Raw genomic sequence first — 14,946 nt, 5'->3', positions numbered from 1 at the left:
AGCCTTGCGCGTCATGGAGTCCCAGAACCACTTCTACGGGCACAGCGCTGCGCTGGCCCGCTACGTCGGCAGGAACCGGCCCCGGCACGTGCGCGGGCTGATCCAGCACGGCTGGACGGCGCTCTCGCCCGTGGCGACCCACTTCCGGGACTTCCCGCACCTCGGGCTGGAGGACGGCGACTCCCGCCTGCTGGTCTGGTCGCACACCTCACGCGCCTGGGACCCCGCGGCGGAACGCCACCACACGACGCCGATCGCCGCCCCCTTCGTCTACCTCGCGGCGGCGTCGGGCCCGCTGCCGCAGCCGCGGGACGAGCGCGACGAGGTCGTCCTCATGCCGGTGCACGGCATCCAGACGCAGCGCGTGCGCGGCGACCACGCCGGCCTGGCCAAGCTGTGGCGCGAGCAGGAGGGCGAGGCGACCGTCTGCCTCTACGCCGCGGACGCCGAGGACCCGGAGATCGCCGGCGCCTACGCGGCCGCCGGGCACCGCCTCGTCGTCCTCGGCGACCGTATGGACCCTGCCTTCCTGTGGCGGCTGTGGACCATGGTCGGCCGGGCCCGGCGGGTCGTGTCCAACCGCCTGTCCACCCCCGTGGTCTACGCCGCCCACCTCGGTGTCGACGTCGGCGTCTACGGCGACGCGCTGCGCATCGACGGGGAGGGGGTCGCCGACAACGACCGTGTCCGCGAGCTGTGGCCCGAGCTCCACGGCGCGACGATCGACCCCGCCACCGCGAAGGCCCTCAGCGACGCCGAGCTCGGCGTCGCCCACCTCAGGCCCCCCCACGAGCTCGAGGACCTCCTGGGGTGGAACCGCGCCCCGGTCGGCTCCGCGGTCAGCTACTGGTCGACGTCCCCGGCCCGCCGTGCCGTGGTCAACCTGCGCCGGCGCGCAGGGTCGCCCTCGCCCTCGCCGTCCGAGGCCGCGCCGTCGTCCCTGAGCTTCGCCGCGTGGTTCCGGGCTGCCATGAGCTATCTCCCCCAGCGGCTCCCACGGGAGATCCCCCGGGCGGGGGAGACCCGTGAGCCGGTGCCGGTCAGCGCCGCAGGGCTCTGAGCAGCACCACCGCGCTGGTGGCGGCCAGCCCGGCCGCCAGCACCAGCCGGGCGACCAGCCACGCGCCCTCGCCCGGCAGCAGTCCGCCGGTCAGGCACAGCACGGCGCCCAGGGCCAGCGGCGGCAGCAGCGCCTGCCAGCGCCACCGCGTGCTGCTGACCTGGCGGGCCAGGGCGGCGGTGCCCGTGGCCAGCGCGGCATACGTCACGGTCATGCCCACCCCGATGGCGGCGAGCCCCACGGCGTTGCCCGCCACGATGGCCGCGGCGGTGCCGAACCCCAGGCTGACGGGTGTCACCACGGCCAGGCCGGTGCTGCGTCCCGAGGCGAAGACCAGGTGCACGTTCGAGAGGTAGAGCACCGACAGGACGGTGCCCGCCGCCACCAGGGCGACGGCCGGCGTCATCGCCCGTGGGTCGTAGGAGGGCGGAGCCACGACGGCCAGCAGCAGCGGCGCCGTGACCGCCACGAAACCCGCCGCGAGCGAGGTGAGCCAGCCGATGTCGCGGCCGGTGTGCTCCAGCACCTCCCCGCGGTGTGCCTCCGGCGTGCGGTAGACGACCGGCGCCCAGGCGTTGTTCAGCGAGGAGGTCAACACCCCGGGCGCGGAGCCGATCAGGACCGCGAGCTGCAGGCGGCCGGCGTCGGAGGTGTCGAACAGCCAGCTCGCGACCAGGACGAGGATGCCGCTCGCGAGGAAGAGCGCCACCTGGTGGGGAACGGTGGGCAGCCCGATCCTGAGCGCGCGCCGGGTGTCCCCGCGGTGGTGCCGCACGGGGCCTCCCCGCAGCGTGAGCAGCAGCCCCACGGCTGCCGACCCGGCGTAACCGACCAGGAGCCCCAGCAGGTAGGCGGCCGCGGTGTCCTGCCAGAGCGTGACCAGGGCGATGCCCAGGACGGGGCCGCCGAGGGCGCTCGTCAGGGACAGCATCACGAACGGCCCGGGCTGGTCGAGCACCCGCAGGTACGACTGCACGTTGACGACCACGGCGAAGCCGGCCGCGGCCGCCAGCGCCAGGGCCATGGCCTGGGGGTCGTCGACTCCTGCCCACTCGGCCGTCCAGGGGGCGGTGGCCGCCCCCACCGCGCAGACCACGGCCGAGGCGGCGGCCCCCCGCAGGACCAGGCTGCGGGCCCCGGCGACGCCGGACCGCTCGAGGATGCCGTGCCGGGTGATGGCCGCGGCGAGCCCCAGACCGGCGACGATCATCCCCACCTGGATGATGACCAGGCCGGTGGCGACGATGCCGTACTCCGCGGTGCCGAGGACGCGGGTGACGAACGGCGTCACCACCGCGTTGCTCAGGACCGGCGCGGCGGTGCCCGCGGTGTAGAGCAGGCCGCGGCCGAGGACCGCGCGGCTCGCCGAGGGGCCGGCGCTGGGGGAGGGCTCAGGCACCCACGAACCCGCGGACGAGGTCGATGACGCGGTCGACGTCGTGGTCGGAGAGGTCGGGGAAGAGGGGCAGGGAGATCTCCTGCTCGTAGAACCGCTCGGCGACCGGGCACATGCCGCGCTGGTAGCCCTGGTCGGTGAAGACGGGGTGCCAGTAGGCGGGGATGTAGTTGACCTGGACGCCGATGCCGCTGGCGCGGAGGTGGTCGAACAGCTCGCGGCGGCGGCCGTCGCGGATCCGCAGGGCGTACAGGTGCCAGGTGGGGTCGGCGCCCGGGCGGGTCACGGGGAGGGTGAGCTCGTCGATGCCGGCCAGCCCGGCGTTGTAGCGGTCGTGGATCTCGTCGCGGCGGGCCTTGAACGCCGAGAGCCGGCGCAGCTGGTTCGAGCCGAGCGCGGCCAGGACGTCGGGCAGGCGGTAGTTCAGCCCGAACGCGGGGACCTCGTAGAACCAGGCGCCCTCGTCCCGGGCGCGCATCCGGGCGGGGTCCTTGACCATGCCGATGTTCTTGAACGTCGCGGCCGCCTGCACGACGTCCGGGTCGAGGGCGACCACGGCGCCGCCCTCGGCGGTGGTGAGGTTCTTGGTCGGGAAGAACGAGAACGTGGTCACGTCGGCCAGGGAGCCGACCGGGACCCCGTCCAGGGACCCGCCGATGGAGTGCGCGGCGTCCTCGAGCAGGGCGATGTCGCGCCCGCCGACCGCCGCGCGCAGCCCCTCGGCGTCGATCGGGTGCCCGCCGTAGTCGACCCCGGCCACGACGGCGGTCCGGTCGGTGACCGCGGCCGCGACCGCGGCCGGGTCGAGGTTGCCGGTGTCCTCGCACACGTCGGCGAAGACCACCGTGGCGCCGAGCAGCGCGGCCGAGCTCGCGGTGGCGACGAACGTCATCGGGGTCGTGACCACCTCGTCACCGGCGCCCACGCCCAGGGCCGCGTAGGCCGTGTGCAGGGCGGCGGTGCCGGAGGTCACCGACACCGCGCCCGCGGCGCCGGCGAGGTCGGCCAGTTCCTTCTCGAACTGCTGGACCCACGGGCCGGTGGTGAGCCAGTCGCTGGTCAGGACCGAGGAGACCGCGGCGACGTCGTCCTCGTTGACGGACTGGCGGCCGTACGGCAGCACGCTCAGAGGTCCGTCTCGATGAGCCTGGTGAAGTCCTCGCGGGTGAACCACTCGTCGTTGTTGTCCGAGGTGTAGTGGAACCCGTCCGGGACCGGCTCGCCGTGCTCGGGGGCGGTGTAGCCCCAGGAGGCGAGGTCCGGCTGCAGGACGTAGCGGTCGCCGATCCGCAGGGCGCGGCGGCCCTCCTCGGGGGAGATCATCTCCTCGTGCAGCTTCTCGCCGGGGCGCAGCCCGATCTCGTGCATCTCCGCGCCGGGGGCCACCGCCTGGGCGAGGTCGACGATCTTCATCGACGGGATCCGCGGGACGTACAGCTCGCCGCCCTGCATGATCTCGAAGGAGTCGGTGACGAACTTGACCGCCTGCGGCAGGGTGATGAAGAACCGGGTCATCCGCAGGTCCGTGATCGGCAGCGACTGCCCGGCGTCGGCGAGCTTGCGGAAGAACGGGATCACCGAGCCGCGGCTGCCCATGACGTTGCCGTAGCGGACCACGCTGAACCGGGTCGGGTACGCCGCGGCGTAGTGGTTGCCGGTCACGAACAGCTTGTCGGCGGTCAGCTTGGTCGCGCCGTAGAGGTTGATCGGCGAGGACGCCTTGTCGGTCGAGAGGGCCACGACCCTCTTCACGCCCTGGTCGATGCACGCCTCGATGACGTTCTGCGACCCGACCACGTTGGTCTGCACGAACTCCCACGGGTTGTACTCCGCGGTGTCGACCTGCTTCAGCGCGGCCGCGTGCACCACGTAGTCCACCCCGTGCATCGCGCGGTTCAGGCGGTGCCGGTCGCGGATGTCGCCGATGAACCACCGCAGCCGGTGGTCGTCGTTGAACAGCTGGCGGCACTCGTACTGCTTGAGCTCGTCACGGCTGAAGACGACGATGCGCTTCGGGTCGTGGTTCTTCAGGACCTCGGTGATGAAGGCCTTGCCGAACGAACCCGTTCCTCCTGTCACGAGACTGGAAGAACCGGACAGGATCGACATCGTGCCTCCTTGGGTTTGAGCCATGGGGGCCATAATGTCACGACTCCCCAACGCCCCTAGGAGCACCATGCGCGTCCTCGTCGTCATCCAGGCTCGGACCGGGTCGACGCGACTTCCCGGCAAGGTCCTGGCCGATCTGGGCGGGCTCCCCGTGCTCGAATGGGTCGTGCGCGCGTGCCGGGCGGCACGCCAGGTCGACGGTGTGGTCGTGGCCACCACGACCGAGGCAGCCGACGACGCCGTCGCCGACCTGGCCGCCTCGCTCGGCGTCGACGTGGTGCGGGGGAGCGAGGACGACGTCCTGGCCCGCTATGTGCAGGTGGTGGACGAGCACCCCTGCGACGCCGTCGTCCGGATCACCTCGGACTGCCCGTTCACCGACCCCGCGATCATCGACGCGGTCGTCTCCGCCTGGCGCGCGGACCCTGCCTGCGACTACGTCTCGACGGTGCTGGTGCGCACCCTTCCCCATGGGCTCGACGTGGAGCTCGTCACCGCCGACGCTCTCCGGCGCGTGGCGGCCACCGCCACGGAGCACCACCGCACCCACGTCACCTCCGGCATCTACACCGACCCCGAGCACTACGACCTCATGGGCCTGTGCTTCGCCCCGCCGTCGACGGACCTGCGCATCACCCTCGACACCGACGACGACCTGCGCGCGCTCCGGGCCATCGTCGAGGCGCGCGGCAGTGGGGTCGCGGGCCGCCGGGAGATCATCGGCCTGCTGCGCCGGCGGCCGGAGCTCGCCGAGCTCAACGCCCACATCGCCCAGAAGGCGCTGGAAGCCGGCTGATGCGCGTCCTCTTCCGCTGCGACGGCGGTCCCGGCATCGGAGTCGGCCACGTGGTCCGGTGCGTCGCCCTCGCGGAGGAGGCGGTCGCCCGTGGCCACCAGGTGGCCTTCTCGGGGAGCATCAGCGGGGACTTCCTCGAGCCGCTCCTCGCCGGTCTCGGGCCGCGTGCCACCCTCCTCGGCCCCGTGCCGGACGACCGTGCCGAGACCCTCGCCGCTCTCGCCAGCGGCTACGACGTGCTGCACGTCGACCACTACGAGGTCGACCCGGCCGTCCTCCAAGCCCTCGGCCCCGGGGCAGTGCGCCGCGAGGGGGGCGAGCCCGCGAGCGCTCGTGCGCTCCTGAGCAACGTGTGCGACGGGTCGTTCGGGGCGCGCCCCGCCGACCTGTCCGTCGACCCCACGCCGGGGGCCGAGGGCAACCCCGCACCGGCCGCCGCCACCTGGTCCCTGCGTGGCGGGCGGTTCACGCCGATCCGGCAGGCCATCCTGCAGGGCCGTCGCGACCCCGACGGGCCGGAGGCGCACGCGGTTCCGGGGGGCGGCACGGTCACGGTTCTGGTCGTCATGGGTGGCACCGACCCGCAGGCGTGCGCGCCGCTGGTCGTGGACGCGCTGGCCGCGACCGGGCTCGACCTCGACGTGACGGCCATCGCCACGTCCGCGACCGAGGCGGGCCTGCGCGACCGCCAGGCCTCCTGGGCGCCCGGTCGGCTGACCGTGACCCTCCCGGTGGCCGACCTGCCGGAGCGGATGGCCGCGGCAGACCTCGTGGTCACGGCGTCGGGAACCTCCCTGTGGGAGCTGTGCGCGCTCCGGACCCCCATGGCCGCCGTGGCCGTGGTCGAGAACCAGCGGGCCGGCTACGACCTCGTCGTCGACTCCGGTGCGGCGGTCGGCCTGGGGGGCCCAGCCGACCTCCGCGACGCCACCACTGCCGCGGCCGCCCTCCGTCCACTCCTGGAGGACCCGGCGGCACGTGTGGCCCTGGCGGGCAGGGCCGCGAGACTCGTTGACGGTCTCGGGGCGTGGCGGGTGGTCTCGGCGTGGGAGGCCGTCCACGCCGGTGCGGCCCCGGCCCGCGACGGGGCGGCGGTGCGGGCGCGACCCGCTGCGCTCGGCGACGCCGAGACGCTGTGGCGGTGGCGCAACGACCCCGCGACCCGGACCAACTCGCGCTCCTCCGAGGAGGTGCCCTGGGAGAGCCACCTGGCCTGGCTGGAGGCCAGCCTCACGCGGGACGACCGGCTCCTGCTCGTTGCCGACGACGACAGCGGCCCGGTGGGCACCGTGCGCTGGGACCACGAGGGCGCAGACGAGTGGGAGGTCTCCATCACCGTCGCGCCCGAGCGACGCGGGCAGGGCCTCGCCGCACCGCTGCTCGCCGCCGGCGAGCGCGCCCTGGCCGAGTGGGCGATCCGGTGCCGCGAGCACGGCGGAACCAGGCGCACCTCGCCGGGCTGCACGGCATACCTCGCGGCAGTGCACGTCTCCAACGCCGCCTCCCAGCGGCTGTTCCTGGGCTCGGGCTACCTGCCCGAGCTCCCGCCGGACGACGCGGGCTTCGCCCGCTACCTCAAGCCCGTCGAGGACGCTGCCGGCTAGATGAGGTCCCAGGTCAGCGGCGTGCCGCGCTCCACGTCGGTGGCGAAGCTGCGGCCCAGCACCTTCTCGATCTCGTCGGTCGGAAGGCCGCCGGCGGGGCGGATCGAGCGGATGTTCTCGCGCGTGACGGGCTCCCCGGCCTTGACGTCGGCGACGACGTAGAGGGACCGGCGCAGGGCGAGGGTGTCCTTCTCGGACTCGGTCGGGCCGAACCGCGGCGGCTGCACGGCCTTGCGTGCCGCGTCGGTCTCCGCCACCAGAGCGGTCAGCTCAGCCGGCTCCAGCGAGAAGTCGGAGTCGACCCCGCCGTCCTCGCGGGCGAGGGTGACGTGCTTCTCCAGCGCGACGGCGCCGAGCGCCACCGCTGCCACGGAGACACCGATGCCCTTGGTGTGGTCGGACAGGCCGATCGGGATCCCGAAGGCCTGCTCGAGGGTCGGGATCGAGAGCAGCCGGGCGTCCTCGGGGGCCGCGGGGTAGGAGGCCGTGCACGCGAGGAGCACCATGTCGCGGCAGCCGCCGTCGCGCGCGGCGTTGAGGGCGGCGTCGATCTCGCCGAGGGTCGCCATGCCGCTGGAGATGATCATCGGCTTGCCCGTCGAGGCCACCAGCCGGATGAGCGGCAGGTCGACGACCTCGGCCGAGGCGATCTTGTAGGCGGGGGTGTCGAGCGACTCCAGCAGCTCCACCGCGGTGGGGTCGAAGGGGCTGGAGAAGGGGGTCAGGCCCCGCTCGCGGGCCCGCGCGAACATCGGCTCGTGCCACTCCCAGGGGGTGTGCGCCTCCTGGTAGAGGTCGTAGAGGGTGCGGCCGCCCCAGAGCTCGTGACCCGCCCGGATCTGGAACCGGGGTCCCTTGGCGTCGATCGTCAGGGTGTCGGCGGTGTAGGTCTGGAACTTCACCGCCTGGGCGCCGGACTCGGCGATCGCGTCGATGATCTCCAGCGCGCGCTCGAGCGAGCCGTTGTGGTTGCCCGAGACCTCGGCGATGACGAAGGGGCGCTCGCCGGCTCCCACGCGGTGGTCGCCGATCGTGATGGCGTCAGGGCGGCTCATGGCAGGTTCTCCCAAGGGTGCTGGCGGGTGGTAGCGGCCAGCCTAGGCGACACGGTGGGGGTCACGCGAAGGCCGGGGCGCGGTGAGGACAGAGCAGCGGCTCGCCCGTGCGCGGCTGATGCGACCGCAGGCGTTCACGGGCGGCAGGAGCCGACCGCGCCGTCGTGCCCGTGACCGTCTCGGCTCGGTAACGAACTGGCGCGACCGACGGGAATCCGGGTGGTGCACGTCGCAAATGGGGTGCTTCTGGGGCATGGTGTATTCGGCCCCGGCCGAGGCCGCCGAGCGCACCGACAAGGAACCGCGATGTCTGGACGACCTGCTGTGCTTCGCCGCCCCCTCCTGCCTGTGCTCGGACTGAGCCTGGGCCTCATCAGTACCCAGGTCGCCGCCGTCGGGCCACTCCCGGGTGCGGCGCCGCGCCCGGAGCCGGTCGCAGCCAAGCGGGCCACGGTGCAGGTCGCCCCCGCCTCGCTGGAGGCGCTGGCCGCGCTCGAGGGCGCGACCCTGGCGTCGCCCACCACCGGTGCCCGCACCACGGCGTCACCCACCACGGGTGCGCGCGCCACGGCGTCGCCCACCACCGGTGCGCGCACCACCGGCACGCGTCCGAGCCCGGAGCTGACGCGCGCCCGCTCCGGCGGCGCCATCCCCGCGCAGCCCGTCCCGAACTCCCTCGGCGTCGTCGGTGTCGTCTGGGACGAGGGTGCGGTCGTCGACAGCGACGTCATCCAGATCCGGGTCCACGACAACGGGACGTGGGGCCCCTGGCAGGAGATGGAGCACGACGGCGACCACGCGCCCGACGTGGACGGTGCCGGTGGCTCGGAGGGGCGGGGTGCCCGGCAGGCGACCAGCCCCCACGTGGTCACGGGGGACCGGACGCAGGTGCGTCTCCTGCGTGCCACGGCAGCGGCTCCGCGAGGCGTGGAGGTCGTGATCGTCGACCCGGGGACGTCCGGGGCCGACGCCACCGTCGGCCGGACCCCGGCCGGGTCGGCCTCCGCCGACGCGGGCCGCCCGGCCATCCTCACCCGCAGGGACTGGGGCGCCGACGAGTCGAAGCGGGGAGACGGCCCGTTCCACGGGCAGGCGCACATCGCCTTCGTCCACCACACCGATGGCAGCAACACCTACTCCTCAGCCCAGGTGCCCGGGATCATCCGCGGCATCTACGACTTCCACGTCAACGGGCAGGGTTGGAGCGACATCGGCTACAACTTCCTCGTCGACCGCTTCGGGCGCATCTGGGAGGGGCGCTACGGCGGGGTCGACCGCGCCGTGATCGGCGCCCACACCATGAACTACAACTCGTGGTCCTTCGGCGTCTCCGCCATCGGGAACTTCAGCTCCACCACGCCCCCCACCGCGATGCTCGACGCCATCGAGCGGGTCATCGCGTGGAAGTTCAGCGTCCACGGAAACCCCGCGACCGGGACGGTCTACGCACGCGACAAGTACTTCAACCGGGTCTCGGGCCACCGCGACGGGTACTCCACGGCCTGCCCCGGCCAGCGGCTCTACGACCTGCTCCCCGCCATCCGCCGCGATGTCACGACCCGGATGGGCACGATGCGCAGGGTCATGCTCCGGCGCTCCCTGGACTACGGCAGCACCCCCGACCTGCTCGCGTACGACGGCACCTGGTCGCCGGCCAGCATGGCCGGCAGGCCGAGCCTGCTGGTCGGCGCGTCGCCGCAGCCCGTCGCCGCCGGCCGGGCCATCGGCGCCGGGTGGAACGCCCTGGACGACATCGTCGTCACGGAGGACTTCACGGGCGACGGCCACGCCGACATCCTGGCCCGGGACCCCGGGGCGAACACCGTGCGGGTCTACCGGGGCGACGGCCGGGGCGGCTTCGCCGGGATGTCCGTCGAGGGCGGCGGCTGGCACGTCATGAACCAGCTGATCGCCTCCGGCGACCGGGACGGCGACGACCGGGCCGACCTGCTGGCCCTGCGCAACGACGGCGCGCTGCTCTTCTACTCCGGCGACGGCCGAGGCTGGGTGCGCTCGGGACGCGTCATCGGCACGGGCTGGGGAGCCCTGCGCTCGGTGGCGTCCGTGGGCGACCTCACCGGCGACGGATCGCCGGACCTGCTGGCCATACGGCGCTCGGACAACAAGCTGGTGATGTATGCCGGACAGCCCGACGGTTCGGTGCGTTCCGCGACGGTCGTGTCCGGCGGGTGGGGCTCGGTCGAGTCCGTCATCGGGGCGGGCGACCTCGACGGCGACGGCAGCGCGGGCGACGTCCTGGCGCGGGAGACCAGCGGGCGCATGCGGACGTACTACGCCTCGAGCGGGCGCGCCCTGGCCCGGTACAACTTCTGGGGTGGGGGATGGGGCTCGCTGAGCCACGTCACCTCCGGCGCCGACTGGGACGGCAACGGCACCCCCGACGTCGTCGCGCGCCGCACCTCCGACGGCGACCTGCTGCTCTACCCGGGCACGGGCCACCGGGACTTCGACGCCGCACCGGTCAGCATCACGATGGACGTCACCGGGATGAACCTCGTGAGGATCATCGGCGACGTCGACGCCGACGGCCGCACCGACGCCATCGGCCGTTCGGCCGACGGCGACCTGCACTACTTCCGCGGTCAGGCGTCCGGCTTCGCGCCGCCCGTGAAGTTCGGCGGGGGCTGGCAGATCTTCGACATGATCGAGGCGCTGGGCGACTTCAGCCGCGACGGCGTCCCGGACGTGCTCGCCCGCACCACCGACGGGCAGCTGCGGATGTACACGCTGAACCGCGACTTCACGTGGAAGTGGTCGGTCGAGCTGGGACTGGGGTGGAACGTCATGCGCAGCGTCACCGGGGCGGGGTCCGTCAACACCGACTACAACGGCGACGTCATCGCGCTGAGGGCTTCCGACGGTGCCGTCCTCAACTACCGGGGCAGCGGCCCGGGCACCCTCAACGACGCCGTGGTCGTTCTGACGGGACAGACCGACCTCGCCCGCCTCCTGGGGGTCGGCGACCACAACGGAGACGGCAAGAACGACCTGCTGGCCACAGACCGGCAGGGGAACACCTGGCTCTACCTGGGGAACGGCAATGGATTCAGCAGCACTCGGCAACCGGTCAGCTCGTCGGCCATGGGGACGGCCGTCCTTGGCTAGGCGTGGCCTCGCGGCGCTCGCGGCCGCCGGGGTCGCGGTCGCGGCGACGATGGTCACCGCCTCCCCGGCCCGGGCGGACGAGGTGTACCCGCGTCCCCCGGAGGGCTCGATCACCCTGCGCGGCCACGGCTGGGGGCACGGGATCGGGATGTCGCAGTACGGCGCCTACGGTGGCGCGCAGGCGGGCAAGTCGTGGCAGGACATCATCCGCTACTACTACTCGGGAGTCAGCCTCGGCTCGGTCGGCAACCCCCTGATCCGGGTGAGGGTGGCCAGCCTGGGCTCGTCGATCCCCGCCAAGCCGGCGACCGGCCTGTCGATCTCGTGGGACGGCACCAACGTCATCCGCCTGCGCACCATCATCAAGGCGGGGGAGTCGACGGTGACGGGCTGGCGCATGGTTCCCGAGCCGGGCAACGCCACCCGCATCCGGGTCGAGTACCTCACGCCCGACTACACGACGTGGCAGCACTTCACGACGTCGCCGGGCTCCCTGGCGATGTTCCTCAACCCCGACACCGGGCTGGTCACCACGACCCGCTCCGGCACGTCCGTGGTGTACCGGCACCAGCTCCGCGCCGCTCGCACGGTCAGCGGTGGAGCTCTCGTCCCGGTGGTCGCCCTTCCCATGGAGAGCTACCTGCGCAGCGTCGTGCCCAGCGAGATGCCGGCCTCGTGGCCGGCGGATGCCGTCGCGGCGCAAGCCGTCGCTGCGCGCTCCTTCGCCGAGCACCACCGGCGGTACGCCCCGCTGTCGAAGGACTGGTACGACGTCTACGACGACACCCGCAGCCAGGTCTTCAGGGGCACCAAGGTCGGCTCGACGAGCTACGAGTACCCCCAGAGCGACGCGGCGGTCGCGGCCACCGCGCAGACGGCCGCGATGTACGGCTCGGCCGTCGCCTTCACCCAGTTCAGCTCCTCGAGTGGCGGGTGGACCTCCCAGGGCAGCCAGCCCTACCTCAAGGCCAAGTCCGACCCCTGGGACGCGGTCGCGGCCAACCCCAACCACACCTGGACCGCCACCGTGCCCGTCCGGGAGGTGGAGGCGTCCTACCCCGCGATCGGCTCGTACCTGCAGATGCGGGTCACGAGGCGCACCGGGAACGGCGACATGGGCGGCGCCGTCGTCGAGGCGGTGCTCGAGGGGACCCGCGGCTCGGTGACGGTCAGCGGCAGCAGCCTGCGCTCGTCCCTCGACCCCGATGGCAGCGCCACCACCCTGAAGTCGAACTGGTTCGTGCCCACGAACTCCGTCTCGGCCTCGTCCTTCCCGCGTGACGTCACCTCGGACCGCAAGGCAGACGTGCTCGCGGTCGTGGCGGGTTCCGGTGCGCTCCGGGTGTACTCGAGCAACGGCTCGGGCGGCTGGAGCGGCGTCAAGGTCCCGGAGCCGAGCGGGTGGAACGGCTACGCCAGGGCGCTCACCGCCGGTACGTGGGACGTCGACGCCGTCAGCGACGTCCTCGTCCAGGGCAGGGACGGCACCCTGTACCTGCGGCGGGGGAACGGCGACGGCACGTTCGCGGCCGGCGTCAAGATCGGTGCCGGCTGGCAGATGCACAACCTCGTCTTCCCCGTCGGCGACTTCGATGGCGACGGGTACACCGACCTGATGGCGAGGCGGGCCAGTGACGCCGCGCTGGTGCTCTACTCCGGCAACCGCACCGGGGGCTTCCGGGGCCAGCGGGTCATCGGCGGCGGCTGGAACATCTTCTCCGCGGTGTTCAGCCCCGGCGACTTCGACGGCGACGGCAGGCGCGACGTGCTCGCCCGGACCGTCGCGGGCCAGCTGTACCTCTACCCCGGCGACGGCGCCGGCGGGTGGCAGGCGCGCCGCCTCATCGGCACCAGGGGCTGGGAGGCGTTCACCGCTGTGACGAGCCCGGGCGACTTCGACGGCGACGGCAGGGCCGACGTGCTGGCCCGGACCTCCTCCGGTCTGCTCTACCTCTACCCGGGCAACGGCACGGGGGGCTGGAAGCCGCGACGGGCGGTCGGCAACGGCTGGCAGATCTTCTCGCAGCTGCTCCCGTAGCGGAGGCCGGCACGACAGCCGGCCCGCCGCGGCAAACCGCAGGACGACGAAGGGGCGGGACGCCACGCGCGTCCCGCCCCTTCGTGGGTGCCCGGGTGTGTCCCGGGGTGTGCCGGTCAGGCGAGGTCCACGGTGAAGTCCGGCTCGGTCCTCTCCCGCACCTCGTCCACGGTGACTCCCTCGGCCAGCTCCCGCAGGACCAGGCCGTTCTCGGTGACGTCGAAGACGCACAGGTCGGTGATGATGCGCTGCACGACGCCGCGGCCGGTGTAGGGCAGCGAGCACTCCTCGACGATCTTGTACGAGCCGTCCTTGGCGTTGTGCTCCATCAGGACGATGACACGCTTGGCCCCGTGGACGAGGTCCATCGCGCCGCCCATGCCCTTGACCATCTTGCCGGGGATCATCCAGTTGGCGATGTCGCCCGAGGCGGAGACCTGCATGGCGCCGAGGATGGCGGCGTCGACCTTGCCGCCGCGGATCATCCCGAAGCTGGTGGCGGAGTCGAAGAACGACGCGCCCTTGCGCAGGGTCACGGTCTCCTTGCCGGCGTTGATGAGGTCCGGGTCCTCTTCTCCCTCATAGGGATAGGCGCCGACGCCGAGGATGCCGTTCTCGGACTGCAGGACGATCTCGACGTCGTCCGGAACGTAGTTGGGCACCAGCGTGGGCAGGCCGATGCCGAGGTTGACGTAGGCGCCGTCGGAGAGCTCCTCGGCGGCCCGAGCGGCCATCTGCTCGCGGGTCAGGGGCATGACTCAGGCCTCCTTGCTGTCGGCGGTGGTGGCGGTGTCGGCAGTGTCGACGGGGGTGGGTCGGGGGCGGACGGTCCGGCGCTCGATGCGCTTGCTCGCTGCTTGCTCCGGCGTCAGCGGCAGGACGCGCTGGACGTAGATGCCGGGCAGGTGCACCGAGTCGGGGTCGAGCTCGCCCGGCTCGACGAGCTCCTCGACCTCGGCGATCGTGACCCGGCCGGCCATGGCGGCGAGGGGGTTGAAGTTGCGAGAGCTCATCCGGAAGACGAGGTTGCCGTGCCGGTCGCCCTTCCAGGCCCGCACCAGCCCGAAGTCGGCGACGATGGCGCGCTCGAGGACGAACTCCTTGTCCTCGCCGTCGACCTCGAAGACCTTGGTCTCCTTCGGCGGCGAGGCCTTCGCGACGGTGCCGTCCGCGGCATACAGCCACGGGAGGCCGCCCTCGGCGACCTGGGTCCCGGCGCCGGTCACGGTGTAGAACGCGGGGATCCCCGAGCCCCCGGCCCGCAGCCGCTCGGCGAGGGTGCCCTGCGGGGTCAGCTCGACCTCGAGCTCACCGGAGAGGTACTGCCGCTCGAACTCCTTGTTCTCGCCGACGTAGGACGAGACCATCCGGCGGATCCGCTTGTCCTTGAGCAGGATTCCGAGGCCCCACTCGTCGACGCCACAGTTGTTGGAGATCGCCTCGAGGTCCTTCACCCCCGCCTCGTGGATCGCGTCGATGAGCACGCTCGGGATGCCGCAGAGCCCGAAGCCGCCCACCGAGAGGGAGGAGCCGTCGACGATCCCGTCGATGGCCGCGGAGGCAGAGGAGACGACTTTGTCCATGCGGGGGACTCTAGCGGCCGACAGCAGCGCTCCCGGTGGGGGATGGCTCCATGGTTCCGCCGGGTCCCGCGTGGGCCCGTCACACCCCGCCGGCGTCGGCGCCGACGAATATCAGGTTTGTAATTCAACGAAACCGCTTGTGGCGGGATGTGACCAGTGGGACAAATGACTGGCTCAGA

At 72.7% G+C, this 14,946-nt stretch carries 11 protein-coding genes; 5 read left to right on the top strand and 6 right to left on the bottom strand.

The window, feature by feature from the left end; translation table 11 throughout:
- The first annotated feature begins 13 nt into the window (after positions 1–13).
- Positions 14–1,060, top strand: a complete 1,047-nt coding sequence (locus tag VIB11_RS13660) for a hypothetical protein (RefSeq protein ID WP_332031783.1) — start codon at positions 14–16, stop codon at positions 1,058–1,060.
- Here VIB11_RS13660 and VIB11_RS13655 read toward each other — a convergent pair.
- From VIB11_RS13655 to pseB, 3 genes are read right to left on the bottom strand one after another with little or no spacing between them, the layout of a single operon-like run.
- Entirely contained in the window at positions 1,041–2,459 is a 1,419-nt protein-coding gene (locus VIB11_RS13655; RefSeq protein ID WP_332031782.1) for a lipopolysaccharide biosynthesis protein, read from the bottom strand. The genes VIB11_RS13660 and VIB11_RS13655 overlap by 20 nt on opposite strands.
- A complete protein-coding gene (locus VIB11_RS13650) occupies positions 2,452–3,579 on the bottom strand; it encodes a DegT/DnrJ/EryC1/StrS family aminotransferase (protein ID WP_332031781.1) in 1,128 nt (375 codons plus the stop codon). The genes VIB11_RS13655 and VIB11_RS13650 overlap by 8 nt, the downstream gene beginning before the upstream one ends.
- 2 nt (positions 3,580–3,581) lie before the next feature.
- Entirely contained in the window at positions 3,582–4,565 is a 984-nt protein-coding gene (gene pseB / locus VIB11_RS13645) for a UDP-N-acetylglucosamine 4,6-dehydratase (inverting) (RefSeq protein ID WP_332031780.1), read from the bottom strand.
- A gap of 34 nt (positions 4,566–4,599) precedes the next feature.
- Between pseB and VIB11_RS13640 the strand changes: the two genes are divergently transcribed.
- Positions 4,600–5,361, top strand: coding sequence for a glycosyltransferase family protein (locus tag VIB11_RS13640; protein WP_332031779.1), 762 nt, complete (start codon positions 4,600–4,602; stop codon positions 5,359–5,361).
- A complete protein-coding gene (locus tag VIB11_RS13635) occupies positions 5,361–6,965 on the top strand; it encodes a bifunctional UDP-2,4-diacetamido-2,4,6-trideoxy-beta-L-altropyranose hydrolase/GNAT family N-acetyltransferase (protein WP_332031778.1) in 1,605 nt (534 codons plus the stop codon). The genes VIB11_RS13640 and VIB11_RS13635 overlap by 1 nt, the downstream gene beginning before the upstream one ends.
- On the opposite strand, the gene pseI is transcribed toward VIB11_RS13635, so the two are convergent.
- Positions 6,962–8,020 carry a pseudaminic acid synthase gene (gene pseI, locus VIB11_RS13630; RefSeq protein WP_332031777.1) on the bottom strand — a complete coding sequence of 353 codons (1,059 nt, stop codon included), beginning with the start codon at positions 8,018–8,020 and terminating at the stop codon, positions 6,962–6,964. The genes VIB11_RS13635 and pseI overlap by 4 nt on opposite strands.
- Before the next feature lie 348 nt (positions 8,021–8,368).
- Between pseI and VIB11_RS13625 the strand changes: the two genes are divergently transcribed.
- Both VIB11_RS13625 and VIB11_RS13620 read left to right on the top strand, forming a co-directional pair.
- Positions 8,369–11,146, top strand: coding sequence for an FG-GAP-like repeat-containing protein (locus VIB11_RS13625; protein ID WP_332031776.1), 2,778 nt, complete (start codon positions 8,369–8,371; stop codon positions 11,144–11,146).
- A complete protein-coding gene (locus VIB11_RS13620) occupies positions 11,139–13,184 on the top strand; it encodes a SpoIID/LytB domain-containing protein (RefSeq protein WP_332031775.1) in 2,046 nt (681 codons plus the stop codon). The genes VIB11_RS13625 and VIB11_RS13620 overlap by 8 nt, the downstream gene beginning before the upstream one ends.
- A 116-nt stretch (positions 13,185–13,300) precedes the next feature.
- On the opposite strand, the gene VIB11_RS13615 is transcribed toward VIB11_RS13620, so the two are convergent.
- Complete coding sequence (locus VIB11_RS13615) at positions 13,301–13,939, bottom strand: CoA transferase subunit B (protein ID WP_332031774.1); 639 nt, start codon at positions 13,937–13,939, stop codon at positions 13,301–13,303.
- Between the two features lie 3 nt (positions 13,940–13,942).
- Positions 13,943–14,767, bottom strand: coding sequence for a CoA transferase subunit A (locus VIB11_RS13610; protein WP_332031773.1), 825 nt, complete (start codon positions 14,765–14,767; stop codon positions 13,943–13,945).
- Positions 14,768–14,946 lie beyond the last annotated feature (179 nt).

The sequence above is a fragment of the Pedococcus sp. genome (assembly GCF_036554925.1).
GTDB lineage: Bacteria > Actinomycetota > Actinomycetes > Actinomycetales > Dermatophilaceae > Pedococcus_A.
The sequence above is the reverse complement of the archived record's forward strand: the minus strand, read 5'-3'. Positions and strand labels throughout refer to the sequence as shown.